The organism is Nitrosomonas sp. JL21, assembly GCF_009833095.1.
GTDB lineage: Bacteria > Pseudomonadota > Gammaproteobacteria > Burkholderiales > Nitrosomonadaceae > Nitrosomonas.
Genome location: NZ_QRCB01000015.1, coordinates 63,734 through 89,988, shown reverse-complemented (window position 1 = coordinate 89,988; position 26,255 = coordinate 63,734). Strand labels below are relative to the sequence as shown.

The 26,255-nt window shown below is 49.5% G+C and carries 22 protein-coding genes; 10 read left to right on the top strand and 12 right to left on the bottom strand.

All coding sequences use genetic code 11. The features are described 5' to 3' along the window. Positions 1-82: 82 nt before the first annotated feature. Both shc and ABF87_RS05715 read left to right on the top strand, forming a co-directional pair. Positions 83-2,080, top strand: coding sequence for a squalene--hopene cyclase (gene shc, locus ABF87_RS05720; protein ID WP_160828175.1), 1,998 nt, complete (start codon positions 83-85; stop codon positions 2,078-2,080). Then, positions 2,077-2,832: a phosphorylase gene (locus ABF87_RS05715; protein WP_160828174.1), complete on the top strand. Its 756-nt coding sequence runs from the start codon at positions 2,077-2,079 to the stop codon at positions 2,830-2,832. Before shc ends, ABF87_RS05715 begins: the two co-directional genes overlap by 4 nt. On the opposite strand, the gene ABF87_RS05710 is transcribed toward ABF87_RS05715, so the two are convergent. Next, positions 2,817-4,583, bottom strand: a complete 1,767-nt coding sequence (locus ABF87_RS05710; protein ID WP_160828173.1) for an ABC transporter transmembrane domain-containing protein — start codon at positions 4,581-4,583, stop codon at positions 2,817-2,819. The two genes, ABF87_RS05715 and ABF87_RS05710, sit on opposite strands and share 16 nt — an antisense overlap. Positions 4,584-4,668: 85 nt before the next feature. On the opposite strand from ABF87_RS05710, the gene ABF87_RS05705 reads away from it, so the two are divergent. Further along, on the top strand, positions 4,669-4,998 hold the full coding sequence (locus tag ABF87_RS05705) for a DUF4156 domain-containing protein (protein ID WP_160828172.1): 330 nt from the start codon (positions 4,669-4,671) through the stop codon (positions 4,996-4,998). Positions 4,999-5,311: 313 nt separating this feature from the next. Here the strand turns inward: ABF87_RS05705 and ABF87_RS05700 are convergent, their stop codons facing one another. After that, positions 5,312-5,593: a peptidylprolyl isomerase gene (locus ABF87_RS05700; protein ID WP_160828171.1), complete on the bottom strand. Its 282-nt coding sequence runs from the start codon at positions 5,591-5,593 to the stop codon at positions 5,312-5,314. A 289-nt stretch (positions 5,594-5,882) separates the two neighbouring features. On the opposite strand from ABF87_RS05700, the gene ABF87_RS05695 reads away from it, so the two are divergent. The 4 genes from ABF87_RS05695 (at position 5,883) to ABF87_RS05680 (ending at position 11,468) form a co-directional block, all read left to right on the top strand. Further along, positions 5,883-6,545 carry an ABC transporter ATP-binding protein gene (locus ABF87_RS05695; RefSeq protein WP_160828170.1) on the top strand — a complete coding sequence of 221 codons (663 nt, stop codon included), beginning with the start codon at positions 5,883-5,885 and terminating at the stop codon, positions 6,543-6,545. Beyond that, positions 6,542-9,091 (top strand): ABC transporter permease, encoded by a 2,550-nt coding sequence (locus tag ABF87_RS05690; RefSeq protein WP_160828169.1) that lies wholly within the window; start codon positions 6,542-6,544, stop codon positions 9,089-9,091. Before ABF87_RS05695 ends, ABF87_RS05690 begins: the two co-directional genes overlap by 4 nt. Beyond that, a complete protein-coding gene (locus ABF87_RS05685) occupies positions 9,091-10,206 on the top strand; it encodes a carotenoid 1,2-hydratase (RefSeq protein WP_240143543.1) in 1,116 nt (371 codons plus the stop codon). The genes ABF87_RS05690 and ABF87_RS05685 overlap by 1 nt, the downstream gene beginning before the upstream one ends. Before the next feature lie 1,025 nt (positions 10,207-11,231). After that, positions 11,232-11,468, top strand: coding sequence for a thioredoxin family protein (locus tag ABF87_RS05680; RefSeq protein WP_160828168.1), 237 nt, complete (start codon positions 11,232-11,234; stop codon positions 11,466-11,468). A 280-nt stretch (positions 11,469-11,748) separates the two neighbouring features. Here the strand turns inward: ABF87_RS05680 and ABF87_RS05675 are convergent, their stop codons facing one another. The 4 genes from ABF87_RS05675 to ABF87_RS05660 are packed head-to-tail and all read right to left on the bottom strand — an operon-like array spanning position 11,749 to position 16,683. Beyond that, the gene (locus ABF87_RS05675) at positions 11,749-13,152 is read right to left on the bottom strand and encodes an FGGY family carbohydrate kinase (RefSeq protein WP_160828167.1); all 1,404 of its coding nucleotides are present in this window, start codon (positions 13,150-13,152) and stop codon (positions 11,749-11,751) included. Beyond that, a complete protein-coding gene (locus ABF87_RS05670; protein WP_160828166.1) occupies positions 13,137-14,726 on the bottom strand; it encodes a glycerol-3-phosphate dehydrogenase/oxidase in 1,590 nt (529 codons plus the stop codon). The genes ABF87_RS05675 and ABF87_RS05670 overlap by 16 nt, the downstream gene beginning before the upstream one ends. Next, positions 14,723-15,475: a glycerophosphodiester phosphodiesterase gene (locus tag ABF87_RS05665; protein ID WP_240143542.1), complete on the bottom strand. Its 753-nt coding sequence runs from the start codon at positions 15,473-15,475 to the stop codon at positions 14,723-14,725. Before ABF87_RS05665 ends, ABF87_RS05670 begins: the two co-directional genes overlap by 4 nt. 56 nt (positions 15,476-15,531) lie before the next feature. Beyond that, positions 15,532-16,683, bottom strand: a complete 1,152-nt coding sequence (locus ABF87_RS05660) for an ankyrin repeat domain-containing protein (RefSeq protein ID WP_160828165.1) — start codon at positions 16,681-16,683, stop codon at positions 15,532-15,534. Positions 16,684-17,026: 343 nt separating this feature from the next. Between ABF87_RS05660 and pgeF the strand changes: the two genes are divergently transcribed. The 3 genes from pgeF to ABF87_RS05645 all read left to right on the top strand — a co-directional run bounded on the left by pgeF (position 17,027) and on the right by ABF87_RS05645 (position 19,077). Further along, a complete protein-coding gene (gene pgeF, locus ABF87_RS05655; protein ID WP_160828164.1) occupies positions 17,027-17,776 on the top strand; it encodes a peptidoglycan editing factor PgeF in 750 nt (249 codons plus the stop codon). Between the two features lie 75 nt (positions 17,777-17,851). Further along, positions 17,852-18,646, top strand: coding sequence for a ZIP family metal transporter (locus tag ABF87_RS05650; protein WP_160828163.1), 795 nt, complete (start codon positions 17,852-17,854; stop codon positions 18,644-18,646). A 14-nt stretch (positions 18,647-18,660) separates the two neighbouring features. Continuing rightward, positions 18,661-19,077 carry a DUF4019 domain-containing protein gene (locus tag ABF87_RS05645; protein ID WP_160828162.1) on the top strand — a complete coding sequence of 139 codons (417 nt, stop codon included), beginning with the start codon at positions 18,661-18,663 and terminating at the stop codon, positions 19,075-19,077. Positions 19,078-19,211: 134 nt separating this feature from the next. On the opposite strand, the gene ABF87_RS05640 is transcribed toward ABF87_RS05645, so the two are convergent. The 6 genes from ABF87_RS05640 to fabD all read right to left on the bottom strand — a co-directional run bounded on the left by ABF87_RS05640 (position 19,212) and on the right by fabD (position 26,252). Beyond that, positions 19,212-21,809: a glycosyltransferase family 39 protein gene (locus tag ABF87_RS05640; protein ID WP_160828161.1), complete on the bottom strand. Its 2,598-nt coding sequence runs from the start codon at positions 21,807-21,809 to the stop codon at positions 19,212-19,214. A gap of 47 nt (positions 21,810-21,856) precedes the next feature. Then, entirely contained in the window at positions 21,857-22,852 is a 996-nt protein-coding gene (gene mltG / locus ABF87_RS05635; RefSeq protein ID WP_160828160.1) for an endolytic transglycosylase MltG, read from the bottom strand. Between the two features lie 17 nt (positions 22,853-22,869). After that, the gene (gene fabF, locus ABF87_RS05630; protein ID WP_160828159.1) at positions 22,870-24,111 is read right to left on the bottom strand and encodes a beta-ketoacyl-ACP synthase II; all 1,242 of its coding nucleotides are present in this window, start codon (positions 24,109-24,111) and stop codon (positions 22,870-22,872) included. 28 nt (positions 24,112-24,139) lie between these two features. After that, complete coding sequence (gene acpP, locus ABF87_RS05625) at positions 24,140-24,376, bottom strand: acyl carrier protein (protein ID WP_013967091.1); 237 nt, start codon at positions 24,374-24,376, stop codon at positions 24,140-24,142. 139 nt (positions 24,377-24,515) lie between these two features. Further along, the gene (gene fabG / locus ABF87_RS05620) at positions 24,516-25,256 is read right to left on the bottom strand and encodes a 3-oxoacyl-ACP reductase FabG (protein WP_160828158.1); all 741 of its coding nucleotides are present in this window, start codon (positions 25,254-25,256) and stop codon (positions 24,516-24,518) included. 48 nt (positions 25,257-25,304) lie between these two features. Beyond that, positions 25,305-26,252, bottom strand: coding sequence for an ACP S-malonyltransferase (fabD, locus tag ABF87_RS05615; RefSeq protein ID WP_160828157.1), 948 nt, complete (start codon positions 26,250-26,252; stop codon positions 25,305-25,307). Between the last annotated feature and the right edge of the window lie 3 nt (positions 26,253-26,255).

Genomic DNA, 26,255 nt, shown 5'->3' with positions numbered 1-26,255 from the left:
AAAATAGAGATGGAGCTGGACGGGAGGTATATCTATCTATATACCGATTAAAAATTGTGACGGATACAGTAATTAGGAATATATGGACGGTTCTCACGGAATATCTCACATATCACAACAGCACAACGATTTCACCTTCGAGCGTGAAACTCCGCCATCCGATACAGCACGTGATTCGATGCGTAACGAAATCGATCGGCATGAGCTAGAAGAAAAATTCACGCAAGCCAGAGGGGCGTTACTGGCGTTGCAAAATCCTGATGGTCACTGGTGTTTTCCACTCGAAGCGGATTGTACCATTCCAGCGGAATATATCTTGATGATGCATTTCATGGATGAAATCGATGTGATTCTGGAGAATAAGATTGCGCGTTTCATTCGCGATAAACAAGATATGAGTCACGGTGGCTGGCCATTGTATTATGGCGGGGCATTTGATATTAGCTGTACGATCAAGTCATATTATGCCCTGAAACTAGTCGGAGATTCGCCGGATGCCGCGCATATGGTGCGCGCCCGGGAAGCCATTCTACACTATGGCGGAGCAGCGAAAGCTAATGTATTCACGCGTTTGTTGCTGGCAATGTATGATCAAATCCCGTGGCGTGGTGTGCCGGTGGTGCCTTCAGAATTGGTATTATTGCCGAGCTGGTTTCCTTTTCATGTCAGTAAGGTTTCGTATTGGTCGCGTACTGTAATGATTCCGTTGTCCATTTTGTGCACGCTCAAGGCCAAGGCCATTAACCCACGCCAGGTGAACATACGCGAGTTATTTATCGTGCCGCCGGAAGAGGAAAAAAATTACTTTCCTAAGGCGGACACGTTGCTCAAGCGCAGCTTTATGCTGGTTGAGCGGTTATTATCCAAATTTGAACCTCATCTTCCTCAATCCATTCGTCAATATTCGATTCGCCGGGCAGAACGTTGGATACTCGAACGATTGAATGGCGAATGTGGCATTGGGGCTATTTTCCCGGCCATGGTCAATGCTCATGAAGCGTTGACTTTATTGGGCTACGCCTATGATCATCCGAGCAGGGTGCAATGCCGCAATGCGTTGCGAGGTCTACTGATTGATGAAGGAGAGCGTGCTTGGTGTCAACCGTGCACATCGCCGGTATGGGATACCGTTCTGACGTGTCTGGCGCTACAGGAAGATTGCACTACGGATCAGAGACCTGTCTACAAAGCATTGGACTGGTTGGTTGAGCAACAGGTTTTGGATGCCCCTGGAGATTGGCGCGATAAGCGGCCTGATTTGCCAGGTGGTGGATGGGCGTTTCAATATGCCAATCCACATTATCCTGACCTGGATGATACGGCTGCCGTGGCGTGGGCGCTTGAGCAAGCCGAGGAGAAACCTCATCCCTATGCGCTTGAGCGTGCTGCCAATTGGCTAGCCGGCATGCAATCAAAAAATGGTGGGTTTGCTGCGTTTGACATCGATAATGTATATCACTATCTGAATGAAATTCCTTTTGCTGATCACGGCGCACTGATCGATCCCCCCACCAGCGATGTGACCGCCCGCTGTGTCGGTTTGCTGGGCAAATATGGCAAGCATCAGCGCGAAGTATGGCGGGGCATTAGCTTTTTATTGCGTGAACAAGAAAAAAATGGTGCTTGGTTCGGTCGTTGGGGCACGAATTATATCTATGGCACCTGGTCTGTGTTAGAAGCCTTGCGGCTGGCAGGATTCGACCGACAACATATTTCCGTGCAGCGCGCAGTGAAATGGTTGAAATCTGTACAAAGAGCCGATGGGGGATGGGGAGAAACCAACGACTCTTATCTGGATACTGGCCTTGCCGGACAGTTCGCCGAGACCAGCACGGCATTTCAAACTGCCTGGGCCGTGCTTGGCTTGATGGCGTCAGGCGAAGTTGACAGTGAAGCGGTACGCAAAGGAATCAATTACTTATTGACCCATCAAATGAGTGATCACCTATGGGAAGAACCTTGGTTTACGGCACCGGGTTTCCCGCGCGTTTTCTATTTGCGTTACCATGGTTATTCAAAATTCTTCCCCGTATGGGCGCTGGCGCGTTATCGTGCGTTGACAAGGGAGATTGTTAATTGAAAATCATAGGTGTTGTTTCAGCACTGAGATCCGAAGCAAAGTGCTTGGCGGATCGGCGTTTTCCTCTGTATCAGGTGGTGGAAATCGGCACCCGCACTTCATTATGCCTCAGTAGTATTGGTCATAGTGCCGCGCGAGGAGCTGCTCTGAAATTGTGTGATCATGGCGTGAATGCGCTGGTAAGTTTCGGTGTTGCGGCCGCAGTGGATAATAATTTGATTCCCGGGGACTTAGTATTGCCTGAAGCGATTACCAAGGACGATGAAATTCTGCCGGTGGATCTGGAATGGCGTAATCGGTTGGAAGGCATTATGTCAAAGCATTTGACCGTAGCAGGCGGAATTCTTGCTGCCTGCGAAGCACCTTTGACGACCCGTCAGGAAAAACTCGCCTTAGGAGAAGCAACCGGTGCGTGCGCTGCTGATATGGAAACTGCAGCCGTAGCAAAAGTGGCGGCCGATGCGGGGATTTCGTTTCTGGCCATTCGCGCCATTATCGATCCTCTCGAGTTTTCTCCACCGGAGGCGCTGATGGATGCGGTATATCCCGATGGCAGCGCCGATATCGTGCAACTGATCAAATTAGTCATGAATGGATCAATTCCGATCAAAACCCTGATTCATCTTGCGCTGGGCATGCATGTGGCGCGCGCCGCGCTGATTGAAGTGGTGCAGAAAACGGGTCTGAGCTTCGCCAGCGATTACGTTCCATATCAGCATGTCGAAGAAAGTCACGATCAATCCATCGATTGAAATTGCAGCGCAGCCAATTGAGCATACAGGGAACTGGATTGCAGCAATTGCGCGTGTGTTCCCAGCGCATCCAAACGACCGTGATCGAGCACAGCAATCCGATCGGCAGATTGCACTGTGGCCAGACGATGGGCAATGACTAGCGTCGTCCGGTTTTGCATCAGTTGCTGCAGTGCTTGTTGCACCCAATGTTCACTGTGAGCATCAAGCGCGCTGGTTGCTTCATCCAGGAGCAGAATCGGCGCATTGGTTAAGATAGCCCGGGCAATGGTCAATCGTTGTTTTTGTCCGCCTGACAATCCCAATCCAGTATCTCCCAATAATGTGTGATAGCCCTGCGGAAGCTTGCGAATAAAATCATGCGCATAGGCTGCCTCGGCCGCGGCTGCAATTTCCGCGTCGGTGGCTTCTGGGCGCCCATAACGGAGATTGTCGCGAATGCTGCCGTGAAATAATGATGGACTTTGCGATACCAATGCAAAGCATCGGCGTAGCGTCATCACGTCGAGATTCCGGATATCGATGCCTTCCAATTGGATCGATCCGGACTGGCAGTCAAAAAAACGTAACAGCAAATCAAACAGAGTTGATTTTCCGGCACCCGACGGACCGACGAGCGCCAGCGTTTCTCCGGCACGGATTTTCAGCGTGAGGTGGTCGATGGCAAGTGTTTCCGGCCGAGACGGATAAGCAAAGCATACGTGTTCAAGATGAATGTTTCCCATCACGCGCGGTAAAGGATGAGGATCGGGCCGGGATTGAATGAGATTCGGCGCATCCAATAATTCCATCGTCCGCTCGGCGGCTCCCGCGGCACGTTGTAGTTCACCGATGACTTCAGAGATGGAAGCGACCGCCGAACCGACAATGACGCTATAGAATACAAAAGCTGCGAGTTCACCCGCACTGATGCGCCCTTCGATGACATCCATGCCGCCCACCCAGAGCATCAAACCCACCGCGCCCAGCACCAGCAGAATGACAATGGTGATCAGCAACGCCCGTTGGGTAGCGCGTTGTTTGGCGATGGCAAAGGCATCTTCTACCTGAGCGTGAAATTGCTGCTGATCGATGGATTGATGGTTGTAAGCTTGCACGGTTTTGATCTGGCCGAGTATTTCACCCACATAGGCGCCAACGGCGGCGATTCTATCCTGGCTCAGGCGTGACAAATGCCGTACCCGGCGACCATATACCAGGATGGGAATGACCACCAGTGGCACCGACACCGTTACCAGCGCGGTCAGTTTGGCATTGGTGATGAATAACCAAACAATACCGCCCAGCATCATGATTAAATTGCGTAAGGCAAATGAAACCGACGATCCGATCACGGTTTGAAGCAAGGTCATGTCGGCCGTCAAACGTGATTGGATTTCAAGGCTGCGGTTTGCCTCGAAGAATCCCGGATGCAAATGAATCAAATGATTGAAAACCTGGCGGCGAATATCGGCAATGACGCGCTCGCCCAACCACGTCACCCAGTAATACCGCGTAAAAGTCCCCATCGCCAATGCAATCACCAGTCCTAAAAAAGTCAGCACATATTGACTGAGCAGTTCTTTGGATTGTGTCGCAAATCCCTGATCAATTAATAACCGGATACCTTGACCGATCGATAGGGTAATCATTGCTGTAAACGATAACGCTAATAGACTGTAAACAACCTGTCGCCGATAAGGTGCGATAAACTGGGTGGCACGCTTGATGGCTTGCCAGCGAGGTGCTGTCTTGGGTGAAAATTCCATCATGATTGAATTATCGGGTTACAATGAATAATCAGATCGCCATGAGCGAGCAGGCGATTTCATTAATGGATTCATCATGAGGTTTAGTATGAAAAAACTCATTATTGTCGTGGGTTGCGGCGTGTTGTTGGCTTCTTGCGCATGGGTTAAGGTGACGGCAAAAGGTGAGGGTGTTCGTTTCGTGCAGTCGATGAATGCTGTTGAGTCCTGCAAGAAGTTGGGAACGGTCAGTACCAAAGTCGTGAGCGAAATTATTTTTGACCGGAATCCCGAAAAAGTTGCGAGTGAACTTGCTGATCTTGCTCGCAATGAAGCAGGTTTGATGGGAGGCGATACCATAGTTCCGCTTTCGGAGATCATTAATGGTCGACGAAGTTTTGGTGTCTATCAATGCTTCCAATCCAAACGCGGTGATTGAATCCGAAGAAGGCTGCCAGTAAAAGCTTGAGGTTGAGGGTGTCGATCATATCCGAGTGTGTCATCTGTCCTGCGTCAGAATCAATAAAAAAAACTTTAAAAAACTACTGCGCTCAGTCACGCTGCGCGATCAAATCAGACTCAAAACGCTCATTGATCGTTTATCACTGCGCGTTCTGAGCCTGTCCATTTCCCCTCCCGCCCCCGTTACCTTTTTCAGGATATCTTTATCTTTAAGTTAATTGAATTCAATGGCCTGTATTCCTGAGAATGAGTCAGCGCGGTACGCTTTAGTCTTTGGTTTAGGCTCGGGTTCAATCGCTGCGTTTGGTTACTTCAACCAGATGATAGCCAAATTGCGTTTTGACCGGGCCTTGCACTTCTCCTACAGGTGCGCTGAATACGACGGTATCAAATTCTTTCACCATTTGCCCTCGGCCAAATTCACCCAGGTCACCGCCTTGTTTCCCGGAAGGGCACAGCGAGTGTTGTTGGGCCAATTGTGCAAATTCAGCGCCATTTTCGATGTCAGTTTTCAGTTGATTACATTGCTCTTCGGTCTTTACCAAAATATGCCGTGCGCTAGCTCGTGCCATAGGACTCTCCTTCAAGATGGAAATTATTGGGATATGCCTGGATTCTCAATGCAGCCGAGTGGGGATTCTGCGGGTTATCGATGATGACTCAACGATATCGAACGCGCTCTTTGGGGAAGTGCCTCGAACTTTGAGTATCCAGAGCTATCTATTTCTGTTACGTGTTACATTTAAGCACGATTGGTGCGCTTGTAAAAGCACTGCTTCGAGATGAAGTAATGAGTAAAACTTTGGATGTTGCTAAGAATGATAAAAATTAATTCAATTTCAACAGGGTGGCGGTGCTCGCATGCTTGAGCTCATAAATGTCAATAAAGCCTACGCCGGTCGCCAAGTCCTGGCCAATCTAAGCCATATGCTGAGGTCGGGCGAATATGTTGCGATCATGGGCGAATCGGGGGTGGGAAAATCCACGCTGTTGAATTTGATTGCAGGGCTGGATGCTCCGGATTCTGGAGATATTCGCGTGAACGGGGTAGCCATTTCTCAGTTGAACGATGATGCTGCGACACGGTTACGGCGCGAGCAGTTCGGTTTTGTATTTCAGGCGTTTCATGTGTTACCGCATTTAACCGTGCATCAGAATATTGCTCTACCGTTATTGCTGAATGACAGGTCGACCGATCGGGTCGAACAGATGCTGGCCAATGTCGGATTGCAGGGGCGCGGTGAGCATTTTCCGCGCGAATTATCCGGTGGCGAACTGCAACGGGTTGCAATTGCCCGGGCATTGATCCACCGTCCTGCATTGGTTCTGGCGGATGAACCAACCGGTAATCTTGATCCGGATACGGCGCATGACATTCTTCAGTTGATGCGCTCGGAAATTAAGGCTAATGGTGCAACGGGCATTCTCGTGACACATTCTCATGTAGCCGCCGGCACCGCGGATATCGTACTGAACTTGACAAAGAATGGCTTGTTTCAGGCTCAACCAGAGCATCGTCGATGACCTCGGCATCATTATCCCGCTGGTTATTGGTCGGCGAGTGGCGGGCGCATGTTGCGCAAGTGTTGGTGGCGTTGATCGCTATCGCCATCGGGGTAGCAATGGCCTATTCGATACACCTCATCAATACCGCCGCCTTTAATGAATTTTCTGCCGCGAGCAAGCATCTTTCCGGACAGGCGGATATGCAGGTTCGTGGCCGTAAAGCATACTTTGACGAGTCATTGTATCCCTGGCTGGCAAATCAGAAAGACGTTGCAGTCGCCAACCCTATGTTGGAACTGGATGTTGCGGTAGTGGGCAAGCAAAGTATCCGGAGCGATCAGAAATTGAAAATTCTGGGGATCGATATGTTCCGGGCGGCCCAGATTTCTCCGGATTTGCTGGGATTGCCAGCACAGGGAAAAACATTGGATCGGCTGGCAAGCGATACGATTTTTCTTTCACCGGCTGCGATGGAGTGGTTACAGGTTCAGCAGGATGATGAGCTGCAAGTCTACGCGGGATTGCACACCCTTACGCTACGCGTGGCGGGAGGTTTGGTGCGGGCGCGAGCAGGGCAACGGCTTGCCGTGATGGACATTGGCGCCATGCAATGGCGCTTTGAGCAGCTGGGGTTATTGTCGCGGATCGAATTGAAACTGCAACCAGGTGTCAATCACCATGCATTCAAAGCAAGACTGGCCGAAGAACTCGGTTCATCCTATTGGGTTACCGAAGCGGCGGATCAGGAACTGCGAGTCGAGAATATGTCACGAGCTTATCGCATCAATCTGAATATGCTGGCCTTGGTGGCGTTGTTTACCGGCGCGTTCTTGGTATTTTCCGCACAGGCTCTGTCGGTTATCCGGCGGCGTCAACAATTTGCACTATTACGGGTGCTGGGCGTTACCCGCGTGCAATTGCTGCGGCAAATGATTACCGAAGGAATTTTTCTCGGTGCGTTAGGGTCGTTGCTGGGGTTGAGTCTGGGGTATCTGATTGCAGTGATGGCGATACAATTTCTCGATGGGAATCTGGGGAGCAGTTTTTTCCCGGGGGTCAAACCCGGTATTTTTTTTGACCCCATCGCGGCAATGCTATTTTTTGGAATCGGATTGTGTGTGACGTTGATCGGCAGCATTGTCCCTGCGATGGAGGCAGCGCGCACAAGACCTGCGTTGGCATTACGTGCCGGTAGCGAGCACGCAGTCATAGAGAAGTTGGCTTCGCCCTGGCCGGCATTGATTTGCCTGGGTGGCGCACTCTTGTTCACGCAATTGCCGCCCATCCTTGAATTGCCAGTGTTTGGTTATCTAGCCATCATGTTGCTGTTGATTGGAGGCATCGCGTTGATGCCGCGTTTTACGGCCGGTTTCTTTTCCTTTTTGACGGCCCGATTACATCGCTATCAGATCGGTGCTGTTTCTGCGCTGGTGTTGGCACGCTTGACCAATGCGCCCAGCCAGGCTGCGATGGCGCTGGGAGGCATTTTAGCAAGCTTCAGTTTGATGGTCGCGATGGCGATCATGGTGATGAGTTTTAGAGTGTCGATTGATCATTGGCTGGGGCAGGTATTGCCCGCTGATCTATATGTGCGAGTTGCGACAACAGGAGATCAGGGCGGTTTTCAAGTAACACAGCAACAAGACATTGCTGGATTAGCAGGTATTGAACGGGTCGATCTCTTTCGTACTCAGCAATTGATTCTCGATGCCAGTCGACCTGAAATTACCCTGTTTGCCCGTCCCATTGATGGCAATGATCCGCGTAACACGCTGCCGTTAACGGATGACGTGATCGCATCAGGTTCACTGCCTGAGGGTGTCATGCCGATGTGGGTGTCGGAGGCGATGGTCGATTTATATGGCTATCGAGTCGGGGAGAGGGTTCAATTTCCAGTGGGTGCGTCATTCCATGAGTTTGTGGTAGTCGGAATATGGCGTGATTACGGTCGGCAGTTCGGTGCTGTGCAAATTCAGCTAGCAGATTATCAGCGTTTGAGCGGCGATTTGAGCATTAATACAGCTGCAATCTGGTTGCGGCATGGAATGACTGTGGATACAGCCATTGAAGATATGCGTCGATTAGACTTTGGCAGCGCGCTGGAGATATCGCGATCGAGCGATATGCGGGCTCTGAGCTTAAAAATTTTTGATCGCAGTTTTGCGGTGACTTATGTGCTGGAAACGGTTGCGGTGATCATCGGGCTGTTGGGTGTAGGAGCCAGTTTTTCGGCCCAAACATTGGCGCGGGCGAAAGAGTTTGGCATGCTGCGGCATGTCGGTATGACACGGAGGCAAATTCTGGCGATGCTGGCCGCTGAAGGTGGTTTGCTGACCGCTCTGGGCACTACGCTCGGATTCGTGTTGGGGTGGAGCATCAGCTTGATTCTGATTTTTATCGTCAATCCACAATCGTTTCACTGGACAATGCAACTTTACGTGCCATGGAGCTGGTTGTTGGCGGTTGCTCTGCTCATGTTGATTTCAGCAGCATTGACGGCATTGATGGCTGGACGGCAGGCGGTTTCCGGTCAGGTGATACGTGCTGTGAAGGAGGATTGGTAATGAAGATGATTCAAAAACGCGGCAAGTTTGAGTATGCAAAGTTCATGCTGACATGGCTGCTGCTGATAACATTCTTGAGCATGGAAACACTGGCTGATGAGCCAATGACCCGGTTGAGGCCTGTGGTGCCTGATCATCATCTGAGCTTTCCGCATGACTATGGTGCGCACCAGGATTTCCGGATTGAATGGTGGTATATTACGGGATGGTTGGAGAGCGGCGATAACAAGCCGCTGGGTTTTCAGGTGACTTTTTTTCGCTATGCAACGGATCAGAATCATGATAATCCGAGTCATTTTGCCGCAAAATATCTCATCATCGCGCATCTGGCGCTGTCAGACCCTTCCGCCGGTAAATTGATGCACCAGGAAAAGACCTTGCGTGAAGGGTTTGGCTTGGCCTATGCCAAACAGGGCAATACCGATGTGAAGCTGGATGACTGGTATCTGGTGCGCGAGGACAATGGGCGGTATCAGGTGGATATGCGTGCGGATGAATTCGGTTTGCAGCTGTCATTGGCTCCGACACAAGCAGTACTGTTGCAAGGGGACGAAGGATTTTCCCGCAAAGGACCTAAGCCGGAGCAAGCGAGCTATTACTATAGCGAGCCGCATCTGCGGGTAACCGGAACAGTTTTTCGAAATAATAAGCCGGTTGCCGTCAATGGCAGTGCTTGGCTGGATCATGAATGGTCAACCGCTTATTTGGATAGCGATGCCGATGGCTGGGATTGGGTTGGCGCTAACCTGGATGATGGATCAGCCTTGATGGCTTTCCAGATACGCGGAAAGAACGGCGGAAAAGTATGGGCTTATGCGGCACTGCGTGATCCTTCCGGGGAGGTGAGATTTTTCAATCCGGATCAGGTGGAGTTTACTCCGCTGCGTACATGGAAATCACCGCATACCGAGGCCGTGTATCCCGTTGCGATGCATATTCGCACAGATGACATTGAATGGCGCCTAACGCCGATGCTGGATGATCAGGAACTCGATTCGCGCCAATCGACGGGCGCGGTGTATTGGGAAGGAGCGGTAACACTGACCAAGAATCAACAACCTGCCGGGCGAGGATATCTCGAGTTGACCGGTTACGTCCGGCCCCTCGCCCTGTGATATAAGTGACAGGCCGCAGCCCCATCCATAACTGATTTGCTGTTGCCGCTGGGCGGTTTGATAAGAGATACTTCGCATGATTCGGTAATAACTGCCATTAAATAAAGCATACTTAATTTCAATACTTTCATTGTTGATAAATGTGAGTTAGAATTCACTGGCTAAATCATGAGAGTAGTTATGTGATGGGGCATATATACAAATATACTCAGTTCCTTAGGTAAGGATGTGATGACACTTAAAGGAACAGGGAGGTAACGCAATCGGGGAGTTTAACGATTGTGTAATAAAGGGGGTCGATTTTATCGGCTTTAGTTAAGTAAGTCAGTGGTAATTAAAAAATCCATCTATAAGGAGATAAAATATGAGCGAAATTAATAGAAGAGAAACAGATGCACAAGTTTTAAGATTGTTCTTCATTTCAACAGCAGTATTCATTGTTATTGGAGCAATCATTTACGGCGTTTTCTAAATGAAAGATTTCTATGTCCAGAGTTTTGTTTAATGACGTTCTAGAACGTTGGCAGGTTAACAAAATTTATTTCAATCACTTATCCAGTGATTAAAGGACAAAGCATTTGATATATTTGCAAAACCAAATATAAATGCCCATTCATCGGATGAAATTAACGATAAATGGGCATTTGATCTTAGACCAGCCAAAAAACCTTTCTTGATTTCCAGGCTCCCGTTGATCAATCATAAGTTTTTCAATTTGAAAGATTTGTTTAATCGATGGATTAACGCAAGCGAATACAGATCGCTGTATTTATTTAATTGTTTCATTTGAAGATTTCTTTACTTTGATTCCTCTTATGTATGAGTGAGATTGGCTTCTTCGAATGACACAGAGAACACAGGAAATCCTTAAAGAAATAAATACTGCTTTGATAGAAATTTTCTGATATTCCAATCAGTTGATCGAAATTGTGCCATCCCTTCAACATTGTGCAGAATAATCTATTAATAATATAATTTATGGCTCTGTTTAGTATTATTTTTTAACAGTAACTATTGGAGACACTATGGCAAATAAAGCTATTTTTTATCATGCAGGATGCCCTGTCTGCGTTCAAGCAGAGCAAAACGTTGCGAATGCTCTTGATCCGGCTAAGTATGAAGTTGAATATGTTCACCTTGGAAATGAAAAAACACGAGTGGCTGAAGCAGAAAAAGCAGGCGTCAAATCTGTTCCTGCGCTCGTGATGGATGGTGCTGCATACCATATCAATTTCGGCGCAGGCATAGAAGCTTTGAAATAAGCTCTACTATTTTCGTAGTGTGTGAATTTCTGTTTCGCACACTACTAAATGAATTATTTCCCCCTCCACTAGAGATTAGAGCCTTCCCAGGGAAGCGCTAATTAATTCGCAGTTGCCATTCAGATGCGCAACTATTTAGAGCTAATGTGATAAATTTATCGCTTTGTTCGAAATCACATTTATTCAGCTTTTATCCATTTAATCCCCTCATCTTCTGACGAGATGTTATTGCATTACCACGAATTGGGCAGAAGATTGTGCAGTAGCCTATTAACATCGGTTAATTATGCCGTGCTTCCAATAATGTATCGAACCAATTTTTCCAGCGCTGATATTTTTCGAATAATGGGTTTTTCCCAGCAGCGACGGGAATGACGTCACCGCCGTGGGAAGATCTGATTCTGTGCTGGCTAGCGAGTAGCGCCGCGCCTTGCAGACTGGTTTCTTTTTGCGTGACATGAACGATAGGGCAAGGCGCGCACTGGGCGATGCCATATTGCAGGCAAGGCAATTCCGATAATCCGCCCGATAAATAAGCCTGGGATAGTGGTGCGGAATGGTGGAAATCTTCTAGGATGCGGGCTACCCGGAAAATAATCGCCTCCAGCATCAGGGCGGCAATCTGTTGTGTCGTCAGCGCTGCCGTTGATTCAGAAAAATGAATTCCCCATTCTTTGCGGAAATATGGGGCGCCCAGCCCGCTTGGCTCGGCAATGCAGAAGATGTCGGTGCGGGCCAGCTGATCAGCATGACAGTCTTTGACGGCATATGGCGCCAAAGCCATGGCGATGGAGTTGAGCGTGCCTTCGATGGCGAATCGGGCCGGGCCATTTCCTTCTTGGCACACGAGCGTCTGGAGATAGCCCTTCAATGCCGTTGTTTGCGGCGCAAGGGTGCGGATGACGAAACCGCCCGTGCCCAAATTGATCAAAGCTTCATCGGAATTATCCGCAACACATGCGATGAGTGCGGCAGATTGATCGCCAACACTCGATTGCAGCGTGAAACCGTTATTGAATGGCACATTCAACGCGGTTGAGGGTTTGATCTGCGGTAGGACATTCATCGGAATATCGAACAGACTGCATAATCGGTTCGACCATTGCCGTTGGTGAATATCCATCAGCAACGTGCGCGCAGCCATTGAGGCGTCGGTAATAAAATGCTGGCCGTGTGTCCAGCGCCAGATCAGGAACGTGTCGAGCGTTCCGGCGCGCCATCTTCCTGAGACCAGTTGTTGGCGCCAGTTTGGATGATCCTGTAACAGCACGTTGAGCTTGGGGGCAAAATAATATGGCGTCAAACGCAAACCGGTCAGCGCGTGAATGTCGTCTTCCGCGTTCTGTAGGAGGTCGCAGCAATGCGATCCTCTGTTATCTTGCCAGGAAATCAATGGCGTCAATGGTTGGCCGTTGATGTTATCCCAGATCAAAAATGATGAGCGTTGACTGCACAATCCCAGGGGCGGCTTGTTGGGTAGGTGAGCCGCGCATTGTTGCAGAACCTCTTCTGTGCGATTAGCATAATCCAGAGCGTCGCTTTCATAACATCCGTTCCGATTATCGATGGCTGGCGCCGGTTGGGCCGAAATATGGTGCAGGTCTCCATGATAATCCCTCAGGGCCGCCTTGATCGACGTGGTGCCCAGGTCGAGCGCGATGGCGGAAATTACGCTAGGGTCCATTGCCGGCGGCAGCGTTCGATTTCCTGATGTAACCGAGTGTCATTCCATTTTAAAGTAGCGGCTACATGCTCAGCGATATGAAACAGTTGATCGCTGGTCAATTTCGCCAGGATCAATATCGGCAATCGGCGGCGTAATAGATCGTCGAGATGGATCACCATTTCAGCGGCTGCGCAATACATCAAATCAGCATAAATGAACGGCAACGACGGCACGATCCGTTGCGTCAGATTGGCATCCGTTGCAATATTGCTAAGAATTTTCTCGCTGTGTACGCCGTGGCGGCGCAATAGCCACTGGGCGCTTTCAGCATCAATGCCCAGTTGCAGGGCGCGGTTGTGCATGCGCGAGAACCAGGTTGGGAAATCCTCGGGTGGCGCCCACGGAAATAACCGGTCTTGGGTTGCGCAGGACGTTGAAATGCCGAGTTTTTCACATACAGCGTCGACAATACGCGCAGCATCCGGGCGCGATGAAGTGATTTTTCCGCCTATGGCGTAATGAACACCGTTCGGCGCAGATTTCAATTCCCAGTCGCGACTGACCGCAGACGGGGGATCGGCTACGTCAACCAGAGTTGATTGCTTGAACACCCGCACGCCCGCAAAACTACCGATCACATCCGAACGAGTCCATGGCGATTTCAGATAATCATTCACGGCGCTCAGCAAATAGTCGATATCGGATTCGTCGACCGTGGTGTGTTCAACATCACCGTTGAAATCGGTGTCGGTGGTACCCAGCAGAGTCAAGCCATACCATGGAATCAGAAAAAACACCCGGCCATCGGAGCGTGCGGTCAATAGTAAGGCTTCTTCATTTAGAACCGGCGGCATGATCAAATGAACGCCCTTGGCAAGACGGCACAGATTCTGACTGTACGTATCGTTGGCCAACCATTGACCGGTCGTGAAAACGATTTGCTTGGCGTGGATGATTTGCTCAGTCTGGGAGAGTTGGTCTTGAATAATGGCGCCGCTGGCCGAACCATTGCTTTCAAGCAATTGAGTCAGCTTGCAGTAATTGATGCAATAGGCACCGACATCCATAGCGCCGGCGATGAGTTCAAGCACCAATCGTGCATCATCGGTCTGAGCATCGCCATAGGTAAAACCGCCTTTAAGCGTATTGTCAGCCAGAAAGCCGAAATGCTCAGAAAATTGCTTCCGGCTGAGGTAGGCATGATGCTTGTGTAGATGGCTGCCGCCGGCAAGAAAATCGTAGATGATCAGTCCGCACTTGAGTTGCAATCGGTTGATACGCTGACGCGAATATACCGGTACGCCGAAACGCAGCGGCCACACGCGATGCGGAGCAGTGCGCAATAACATTTCCCGTTCTTTCAGCGCCTTGCTGACCAGCTTGAAATCATAGGTCTCTAGGTAGCGCAAGCCGCCGTGTATGAGTTTGCTCGATGCCGACGAGGTCGCACCGGCCCAGTCACCTTGTTCGACGATCATTACCTTCAAGCCGCGCAGCGCGGCATCATAAGCAGTCCAGGCACCATAGATGCCGCCGCCACAGACCAGCAGATCAACCTGTTGATGAGTCGATGCTGGAAAATTCCGTTTCATGGATCGCGCATCATCAGCGCTTTTTGAGGCACATCGCTGATCAGAATATCAACCGCGAATTGCAGGGCTGTGTTGATTTCGGCATTACTGTTGCAGGTATAAACGCCAATGAGTTTGGCCTGTGCGCGTAATAACTCGACGACTTCCTGCTGCAAGCTTTCGATCGGTAAACAGAATCCCTGCAGGAATTCATGCGTTTTCAAGAGCTGACGAATTTCTGAGGTTGTCTGGTCAGGCTCAAGGTTGTAAATCAACGGAAATTCGGGTTGAAGCTGATGCGCATATTCCAGACTGGCCAAATTGAATGAAGATATTATGATGCGCTGATCGGGATCCCGGCCGATCAGATCGAGTGTTTTTTGCATTTTCAGCGCATGGCGCGAAACCGGCTCCCAGTCGCGATTCTTGATTTCGATCAATAAGCGGCAGCGCTGCCGGAAAGCGATGAGAAAGTCTTGCAAAGTCATGATGCCTTGCCCGGACGATCCGGGGTTGATCATGCTTTGAAGCTGGTAATGATCAAAATCGTCGATATGTTTATTGTTCAAACCGATTTTGTCGAGGAACCGGTCATGCCAGAGCACCGGGATGTCATCGCGTGTCAACTGGACATCCGTCTCGATGCCATCGATGGCATAGTGCAGGGCCTTATCAAACGCCTCCCGGGTATTTTCCATCGCTTCGGTGTTGGCGCCTCGATGAGCGTATATCAGGCAGCGTCGAAATGAATCCTGCATTAACTCTGGCATTTTAGGAATGAATGTATGGTGAACGATATCATACAATTGACGGGGATGGCGGTAGGCTAGTTCGAGGCTGCCTGCAGTATTTCCTTGATAGCAGGATCTTTTGCTATCTCTGCGGCAGTTTTGCCGGTTTTGCTTTTGAGCTTGGTGTTAGCTCCTTTTGCCAATAACGCTTTTACCGCATCGGCATGATCATGCAATGCAGCCCACATCAGCGCGGTTACGCCGTCATCGTTCTGCAGATCTATCGTGGCGCCATTCTTCAGCAAGGATTCGATGGTGGCGGTATGCCCATTCTGGGCGGCCAGTATCAGTGCGGTAAACCCGTTGGTGGCTTTGTGATCTACTTTGGCGCCATGTTTTATCAGCAATTCGACAATATCGGTGTTGCCAATCAGGGCCGCCAGTGTCAGCGCAGTGGCGCCATTCTTGTCTTGCAAATCAACTTTGGCGCCTTTGGCGAGCAATGCTTTGACAATATCGGTATGGCCATTCTGGGCGGCCACGAACAGCGGCGTGGTATCGTTGATTGCGAGTAAATCGACGGCCGCTTTATGCGCCAGCAATTTCTCGACGATTGCAGCATGGCCATTTCTTGCTGCCATGTATAGCGCGGTTGTGTTGTCGGACGCTTGCGTATCGACCTGCGCATTTTTCGCCAATAGCTTGTCCACGATGGTTGCTCTACCCTCGAGTGCGGCGATGATCAGAGCGGTCAGTTTTTCCTTGGTTTGCAGATGAATATTCGCACCTTTGGCTAATAGCGTATCGACAATTGCCTCGTGGCCTTTTTGGATCGCCAGCATCAATGCGGTAATGCCATCCGTGGTCTGAGCGTCGAACTGAGCGCCTTTCTCCAATAACAGATTGACGATGTCGGCATGGCCATTTTTTGTGGCGATGATCAACGCCGTAGCGCCACCCGCATTTTTCAGGTCAATCGTGGCGTTTTTTTCGAGCAGGAATTTAACGATATCGGTATGGCCATATTGGGAAGCGACGATTAATGCGCTAAAGCCCATTTCGTTCTGATAGTCTACATTGGTGCCTTTTTCCAATAATTGCTGAATGGTCGAGATCTCACCGGAAAACGCCGCTTTGAGGAGATCATTATCATCGGCATACACCTGGGAAGCCCACAGCAGGGCTGAAGAAATCGTCAAGATGAGAAAAGTGCGGATATAATTAGCTATGTTTTTTAAATGAATCATTGAGTACACCTGTTTCTGATATTGTAGTTATGAAATTTGAAAGGGTTATTTGTTGATCGAAAGGAAGCCAAGGGGAGAATCAGCAATCATCCTGTAAGCGGGTGAACAATTGTTGAGATCAACATTGAGTGAGAATGTATCGTGACGAATAGCCATGTTCATCGTGTCTTCTGTTTTTCCTAAGCCACTCGCAATGTGCTAACCCTTCGAATGAAAATTTACAAACGAGCATTTTAACCCAGAAATATCAGTTTAAAGGCGCTATTAGTCGAATGTGGCACCATTTAGTGACTGATTTTCCCTTCGTGACTGGTTCAACTAACCCATCAGCGATGCAGACTTTATGAATCATGAGTGGATAATCCCTGATTGGCCGGCACCCGGCAATGTAAAATCGTTATTCACGACGCGCATCGGCGGCGTCAGTGGTTCGATCAACAAGACCTACGCGTCGTTCAATGTGGCGATGCATGTCAATGACGATTGTCAGGATGTCGAACGTAACCGTGCCTTGCTCCGCCGTTATTTGCCAGCCGCGCCGCAATGGCTGAAACAGGTGCATGGCACCCATCCGGTGGCAGTCGATGCTCCGCACGCGACGATTCCGGAAGGGGACGCAGCGTTCAGTGGCAGATCAGGTTCGGTTTGCGTCATCATGGTGGCTGACTGTTTGCCGGTATTTCTATGTGATACCTCAGGAACCGCGGTAGGTGTTGCACATGCCGGTTGGCGGGGATTGGCAGGCGGCGTTATCGAACGATTGATTGCTGCAATGGAGAAAAAGCCTGACGAGCTGATGGCCTGGCTCGGTCCTGCGATTGGCCCCAAGTATTTTGAAGTCGGCGTTGATGTCCATAATGCTTTCGTAGGACAGGATGCGCAAGCTGAACAAGCTTTTATAGCGATCGGTAATTCTGGACAGCAGAAATGGCTGGCGGATATTTTCCTATTGGCTCGCCAACGTTTGGTCAAGCAGGGCGTTACCAGAATCTATGGCGGAGACGTATGTACCTTCAGCGATTCCGAGCGCTTTTTTTCTTATCGCAGAGACGGTGAAACCGGGCGCATGGCGGCGTTGATATGGCTTGAATAGTTAGTATCGGTAACTTGTTAATGTATTGTTCCGCAACAGCGTATAATCCGGCCTTTATTTTCCATTTACAGGTTTATGTCAACGCTTACCTGGATTATTGCCGCTAGTTTGCTGGGCGGAGTACTCAGCATAGTGTGCGCAGCAATATTGTCACTGAATGCGAAGGTGACGTGGCTTTCGGTATTAATTTCCTACGCGATTGGCGCATTGCTGGGTGCTGCTTTTCTGAATACATTGCCGGAAGCATTCGAGTTGTCGGATAATCCGGCGCAAGTCACGATGACGTTATTGATCGGCATTTTGATATTTTTTATCCTGGAGAAGCTGGTGTTGTGGCGTCATTGCCATCTGGAGGACTGCGAAGCGCACGATCCAACACATACTGCAGTTACAGTAAACAACCATGCCCATGACCATGGTCGAAGCGGAATGATGGTCATCGTTGGCGATACGTTTCATAATTTCGTGGACGGTATTCTGATTGCAGCCGCGTTCATTGCTGATGTGCAATTAGGCATCGTGACGTCGATTGCGATCATCGCGCACGAAATTCCTCAAGAAGCGGGTGATTTCATCATTCTGTTGAATTCAGGCTATACGCGACGTATGGCATTAATGATGAACATGTTGTCCAGTTTCGCAACGGTGATCGGCGGTGTATTGGCCTACTTCATGCTGCACAGCATGAATTTCCTGGTGCAACCATTATTGAGTCTCGCATCCGCCAGCATGATTTATGTGGCAATGTCGGATCTGATTCCCAGCTTGCACAAGCGTCCTGAAATCAATGCGACTATTCAGCAGGTGACGCTCATTTTGCTGGGTATTTCATCGATCTGGCTGATGGGAAATATTTTTACGCATACTTAGAAAAGGCTATTCAGATGATAAAAAAATTATGGTTGCTGGGGTGGTTGCTGATATGTGCAACGGTGGTATACGCGGATGACAAAGCCATTCTGGCTCAAGTTGAACGCAGTGCCCGTGATTGGCTGGCTCGAGTCGATGCTGGAAACTATCCGGAAAGCTGGGAACAGGCCGCGCCATTATTGAAGTCAAAAATAAATCAGGCGGAGTGGGTGAAGTCAACGACTGCCGTTAGGGCGACTCGTGGTGAAATGACTGCCCGATACATCGCAACGGCGGGTACGACAACATCGTTGTCGGGTTTTCCTGACGGAGAATATATCGTGTTGCAATTTTATACGACGTTCGCACCACAGAGCCTGGCGTTGGAGACCATTACGCTGACTAAGGCATCGGGTGAAACGTGGCAAGTGATCGATTATGCGATGAAATAAACCTTGGAAACCGCAGAAAACATCATGTATACGGCATCGGAATCGGGTTCAAATGCCTTGTTCCGGGCACACCACATTTCTTTACCGTACTTTACTTCAACTTGACGGTGCTTTCTCAACGCTTCCCAGGACATTCAGGTCTTGGTTTCGGGTACGCCTTTGAATCCTTCGGAAATGCGATAGTAGACCCGCCGTACCGGCCTGCCATGGCGTTCGATGACCCGAGATTCAATTGCACCCGGATGAATCAGCATGGGATTGACATCAATGCCCCGCCGGGTTTTTTCGATATGTTTCCGGGTCATGCTGACCTGAATGATGGGTCGGTCGATCGGCATCCGGTCAGGATACCAGAATTCATACATGGCGCCGCTGTCGCCAAACAAGTTGCGTGAGCGTATATCAAGCTTCGCTTCGCCGTGGCTATAAAAATACAGTGAGCTTGCAACCGACCATTTGCTCATTCCGACGACAATCGGATTTTCTCCGGTCTGCTCTTTGACGTCGGCGACGATTTGGCGAATCTCCCGGGCAGTTTCGCGCCAGAAGTAGTGCTCGGTGAATAGCTGATAAGGTATGCCGGGTATGCCCAGCACCACGTAATGCAATACTGCTGCATAAACGAATACGCAAGAGATGATCGTCGGTTGCCATGCGGCTTGAATTCGCTTGGCGAAATTGCCGATCTGCTCGGTCTGACCCATCATCCATGCCAAGGTGGGCAATAAGGCGAGCCAAAGTGGGCCCGTCCAATGAAAGCGGGGGGCATCAAAGGCGCTGGTGGCAAAAAAAATGACGAGCGGTATGCCGGTGAAAACCTGTACGAACAGACGACGTCTTTGAGCGAATTGCCGTTCTGATGGCTGATCGTGACGTGTGACCAGAGCCATGAGCGCTGCGATAAAGCCCACGGGTGTCAGTAAGATAATTATGTGTAAAATCAGCAGATGAACGCCGAATTGATCGTTATCGGCTAAAACCCGCGTGGACTGGAAAGCAAACGATACCCAATCGTGCTGGTAGTTCCAAATGATAACTGGTGAAAACAGCGACACTGCCAGCAGTGCGGCTAGATATGGATGTGGACGTTTCATCCATTGCCGTGCCACGGAATCGATGATCACGAACATTAATGCGGCAATGCCGAGTAACCCCAAAGTGTATTTCGAGAGCAACCCCAGTCCGAAGGCTATTCCCATGCCCAGCCATGCATTGCGCTGTCCCGCTACTAATGCGCGTTCCATATAGTACAGTGTCGCAGCCCAGGCAGCGGCTAATGGCGCATCCGGTGTCATCAACAAGCCGGAAGCAAATCCGGCCGGTAAAATGGCGAGTAATAATACCGCCCGCATGGCGGTAGTTTTGTCGTAGAGGTTCTGCGCCAACGCATACAAATACCCCATGGTGATCAACCCACACAGAATAGCGCCTATGCGGACGCCGAACTCATTGTCACCCAACAACGAAGTACCCAACCAAATCAGCCAAGCGACCATCGGGGGATGATCGTAGAAGCTGAGATCCATGTGCTGAGCATATTGCCAATAGTAAGCTTCGTCGGGAATGAGCTGCGCAAGCCCAAAGTAAACCAAGCGTAGCAGTACCGCAAACAGCACAATGCCAATGGCCGCCATGCGCCAGCGAATTTCAGTGGAGGGAAGATTCTTCTGGTTGGGAAAAACATAAAATGCTGAACCAAGATAATTGACTGCAGCCGTGGTGATAATGGCGGGAAAAATTGCCAGCACCGGGGGGATATCCAACACATATACCAATAAAGCCAGTACGCCGCCGCGCAGAAGCAACGCAAGCACGCCCACCGTTAGAAAACGGCCGAACTGGTGCCACTGAAGATAGCCGGCATGATGCGCCCGAAATGACCATTTTGAATTCAGGATGTAATTGGCGGTAGCTGCAACCAGGAAACTGACACAATGTGCCAACGCCAGTCCGGCATCCTGAGCGATCATCCATTGAAAAGCGATGGCGTCGATGAGAACACCCAGTAATCCCACCACGGCAAAACGACCGGCGGTATTGAGGGTGACAGTGCCGCCGGCCAGTGTGATCAGGCGCTGGATATACGCTTGCTGGTGAAAGAAGGATAACTTGGAGGTGCCATGAGTACGATCATGAAAGCAGATCGGTATTTCGGTGACTCGTAATTTGCCGTGATGTGCCATCAGCAGCTCGAGCAGGATCTTATAGCCATGGGCATTGTCAGAGATAGCGGCTGCCAATTCCCGCCGAAAGGCAAAGAAACCTGATGTCGCATCGTTGACATCACAGATTGGACGCGCGATCCACCCACCTATGCGGGACAATAGTTGCCGATGCAGGGGCCAGTTCTCCGTGCTGCCACCGGGCACGTAGCGGCTGCCAACTGCGACATCGAAATTGCCGTTCAAGACTGGAGTAACCAGGGCAGATAAGCGTTCTGGCGGATGACTGAGGTCGGCGTCCATCACTACGATGACATCGCTGTGGGCCGCGGCCACACCGGCCAAGATCGAAGCGGTCAAATCCGGTTTGCTGCTGCGTTCGATCAACCGGACTGGTGCCCGCTTTTCCCAGGCACGCACTTGGTCAGTTGTGCCATCGTTGGAGCCATCGTCAACAACAATAACCTCGAAATTATCTCTGGGAGCGTCCAGTGCAAATAGGCGGGTTAAGAGTAAATCTATATTTTCAGATTCGTTGAGAGTGGGCACTACGATGGTAAATTGAGTCATGTAGTTCCACAGATTAAGGTTGAGTCGTGATGATGAGCCGCATGATGTTATTTTTGTTGCTTTTGGTATTTATCAACTGCTTTATTGTGATCAGCCAAGTTGGTCGAAAATTCGGATTCTCCATTTCCTTTTGCGACGAAGTACAGCGCGTCAGTTTCGGCTGGATTAAGTGCTGCGCGGATAGAAGCCAGGCTCGGTAAAGCAATTGGAGTGGGCGGTAAACCTGCGCGAGTATAAGTGTTGTATGCCTGGTCTGCAAGTAGATCTTTTTTCCTTAAATTGCCGTCGAACTGATCGCCCAATCCATAAATGATGGTGGGATCCGTTTGCAATTTCATTCCCTTGCGTAGGCGATTGATGAAGACTCCCGCAATTTCAGCGCGATCGCTTGCTGTGCCGGTTTCTTTTTCAATGATGGAAGCAAGAATCAGTGCCTCATACGGTGTTGCCAGGGGTAAACCTTCGGAACGTGAATGCCAGGTATGTTGCAAATGGGTTTGCATGGCCTGGTAAGCTCGCCGCAGAATATGAATATCGCTGTCGCCCTTGATAAAGAAATAGGTGTCCGGAAAAAATAATCCTTCGGCAGTGGTTTCGGTCGCGCCGATTTGATGCAAAATTTCCTGCTCAGTCAACTCGCCTATATCGTGTTGAATATTGGGATATGCCCGGAGGGTTTTTTTGAGTTGGTTGAAAGTCCATCCTTCGATGAATTGGATCGCATTTTGCTTGGCATCTCCCTTGGTGAGGTAATCGAGAAGGGCGATCTGGGTCAGAGTGCTGTCAAGTTGATAATCGCCTGCCTTAATGGCAGATTCTCGATCGAGGTAACGGGCCAGCAGGATAAGCGACCATTTGCTGTGAATGACTCCGGCGTCTTCGAGTTGCTGAGAGACTTGCTTAAGATTACTACCGGGGGAGATGGAAAACTGGAACGGTGTCGTGGTCAGTCTGATGCTGGAGTGGATATGGAGATAAAACCATCCCACCAGCAAGATGACTGAGAATATTGCCAGAAACAATAGACGAATAAGGATACGCATGCATCAAAATGATCAATTTATACTTTACGGAAAACCAGTGTTCCGTTGGTACCACCAAATCCAAAGGAATTCGATAATGCCACGTTAATGGTCATATCCCGGGCGGTATTCGGAATATAGTCCAGATCACAAAGCGGATCCTGATTGACCAGATTGATTGTCGGCGGGGCCACCTGATGATGAATGGCCAAGGCAGAAAATACTGCCTCCACGCCGCCAGCAGCACCCAGTAAATGTCCTGTCATCGATTTTGTGGAATTGACGGCAAGCTTACTGGAATGCTCTCCAAAACACCGCTTGACTGCGATGGTTTCAGCGATATCGCCAAGTGGAGTCGAAGTGCCATGTGCATTGATATATTCAACCTCTGAAGGATGAATGCCCGCATTGGTAAGCGCATTGGTCATGCAACGCGCTGCTCCTTCGCCATCGTCGCTAGGGGCGGTCATATGAAACGCATCGGCACTCATTCCAAAACCAGCCAATTCGGCATAAATGTTAGCACCGCGCTTTTTGGCATGCTCAATTTCTTCCAGCACTAAAATGCCAGCGCCTTCTCCCAGCACAAAGCCATCCCGATCTTTATCCCACGGGCGACTGGCTATTTCAGGATGATCATTGTTGACTGAAAGCGCTTTCGCGGCAGCAAAGCCGCCAATTGCCAAGGGGGTGACACAAGATTCCGCTCCACCGCATACCATGATGTCCGCATCACCATACTCGATCATACGCGCCGAACTGCCGATGCTGTGAGTGGCCGTCGTGCACGCAGTGACGATGGCAAGATTAGGGCCTTTATAGCCATACATGATGGATAAATTACCTGCGATCATGTTAATGATCGTGCTAGGGATAAAAAACGGCGATATCTTTCGGGGACCACCGGCATGATAAGCGGAATCGGTATTTTCGATCATGGGCAAGCCGCCAATGCCTGAACCAATATTAACGCCGATCCGCTCTGAAGCGAGCATTGTAATATCGTCTATCCCGGCATCCTTAATGGCTTGAATGCTCGCCGCCATGCCATAATGGATGAAAACGTCCATACGACGGGCTTCTTTGACCGAGAGATAATCGTGAATATCGAAATCTTTTACTTCACCAGCAATTTGAGAAGAAAAATTGGATGCATCGAAACGGGTGATCCGTGTAATTCCCGATTTTCCTGAAACAATATTTTCCCATGCACTTGATACGGAATTTCCAACGGGCGAAACAATTCCAAGCCCGGTAATGACGACCCTGCGTTTAGACAAAATAACTCCAACTATTTAATAGAAAAGATTAGTTTGTATTGGCAGTGACGTAATCGATGGCTTCTTGAACAGTATTTATTTTTTCTGCTTGTTCATCTGGAATTTCACATTCAAATTCTTCTTCTAATGCCATGACCAGTTCGACTGTATCGAGAGAGTCTGCTCCCAGATCATTGACGAAAGATGATTCATTCTTAACCTCTGCTTCATTAACACCAAGTTGCTCGGCAACAATTTTTTTAATACGCTGCTCTATATTTTCCATCTAGATACCTTCCTTATCAGGTAAGAAAAACTCGTTCATTCTATCAAATTTTAAATGCCAACAAAACTGAGGCAACCATACAATCCAAGCCGCTTTCTCTATTTTATTCGCATTTTAGCCAATCATTTTTAAAATTATTTCAATCCATGTGCATTCCGCCATTCACATGAAGGGTGGCCCCAGTGATATAACCCGCTGCGGGAGAGGCTAAGAAAGCTACGGCTGAGGCAATGTCTTCGGGAAGTCCCAGTCTTCCCAAGGGAACATGCTGAATCAAACTTTGCTGCTGTTCATTCGTCAGTGAGCGGGTCATATCCGTGTCGATAAATCCCGGCGCAACGCAATTGACGGTGATGTTGCGGCTTCCTACCTCACGAGCCAATGATTTGCTGAAACCAAACATGCCGGCTTTGGCGGCTGCATAATTAGCTTGACCAATGTTTCCGATGACCCCAACCACGGAAGAAATGTTGATAATGCGTCCGTAACGGGCTTTCATCATAGCGCGAAGCACTATTCGACTCAACCGGAAAACTGATCTGAGATTGGTGTCGAGAATCTCATCCCATTCCTCATCTTTCATGCGCACCAACAAGTTGTCTCGGGTAATACCGGCATTGTTGACTAGGATCTCGATATCGCCGAATTTCTCGCGAATGGTTTGCAAAGCAGTATTGATTTGCTCGGCATCATTGACATTCAGAAGTATCCCCATGCCTGATAGGCCGGCCTGCTGCAAATAGTGGTTAATGGCATTGACGCCGTGTTCTGTGGTTGCCGTACCGATAACGATAGCGCCAGATTGTCCCAGCTTGATTGCAATGGCTTCCCCAATACCTCGGCTGGCTCCTGTAATTAAAGCTATTTTATTTTCCATCATGCTATTCCATGAATAAGCCATGCAGATGCATAGTAAAAAAACGTGTCGTTATTGTGCAGATAAATTGCCAATGGTTTGTTTAATCGCTTCACTATCCGCTAAAGATGAATGATGCAGCTGCGGTTCGATGCGTTTGTTCAGTCCCATTAATACCTTTCCGGGGCCGCATTCAATCACATGGGTGATGCCAGAAGCGGCGAATGCCTGGATAGTTGCTACCCAGCGCACCGGGCTGACAAGCTGCTGAATTAGGATTTCTTTAAGCGCTGCAGTGTCGTCAGCATGTGATTTCGCATCGACATTGTGCAGAATGGGTACACGCGGTGATTGCAATGAGATCGATTCCAATTGTTGCCGCATACGATCGGCTGCCGGTTGCATGAGCGAACAATGCGAAGGAATGCTCATCGGTAACAAGAGCGCGCGCTTTGCGCCTTTCGACTTGGCCAATTCAATGCCGAGTAGAATCGCGTTTTTGTGTCCGGCAATGACGATCTGCCCAGGAGAATTGAAATTGGCCGCTTCGAGAGATTCGCCGCTGCTTGAGCTTGTCACTTCATGGCATATCTCTTCCACGACACTATCCTCCAGGCCCAATATTGCAGCCATTCCGCCCACGCCGTCAGGGACTGCCTGCTGCATGGCCTGCGCTCGGAAACGTACCAATTTCAACGCATCGGCAAAACTCAGTGCTTCCGATGCGACGAGAGCGGTATATTCTCCGAGGCTGTGTCCAGCCAATAATGCTGGTTTTTTTCCTCCCGAACTGATCCAGGCTCGATAAACCGCGACGCCTGCAATCAGCATCAACGGCTGCGTGTTTACTGTCGAATTGATATCCTCGGCAGCGCCGGAACTGACCAGAGACCAGAAATCCTGCTCGAGGACATCCGCTGCTTCCTGAAAAGTCTGTTGAATGATGGGAAAGTCCGAATATCCATTCATCATTCCAATTGATTGAGATCCCTGCCCGGGAAATACGCATGCAATGTTCATTGT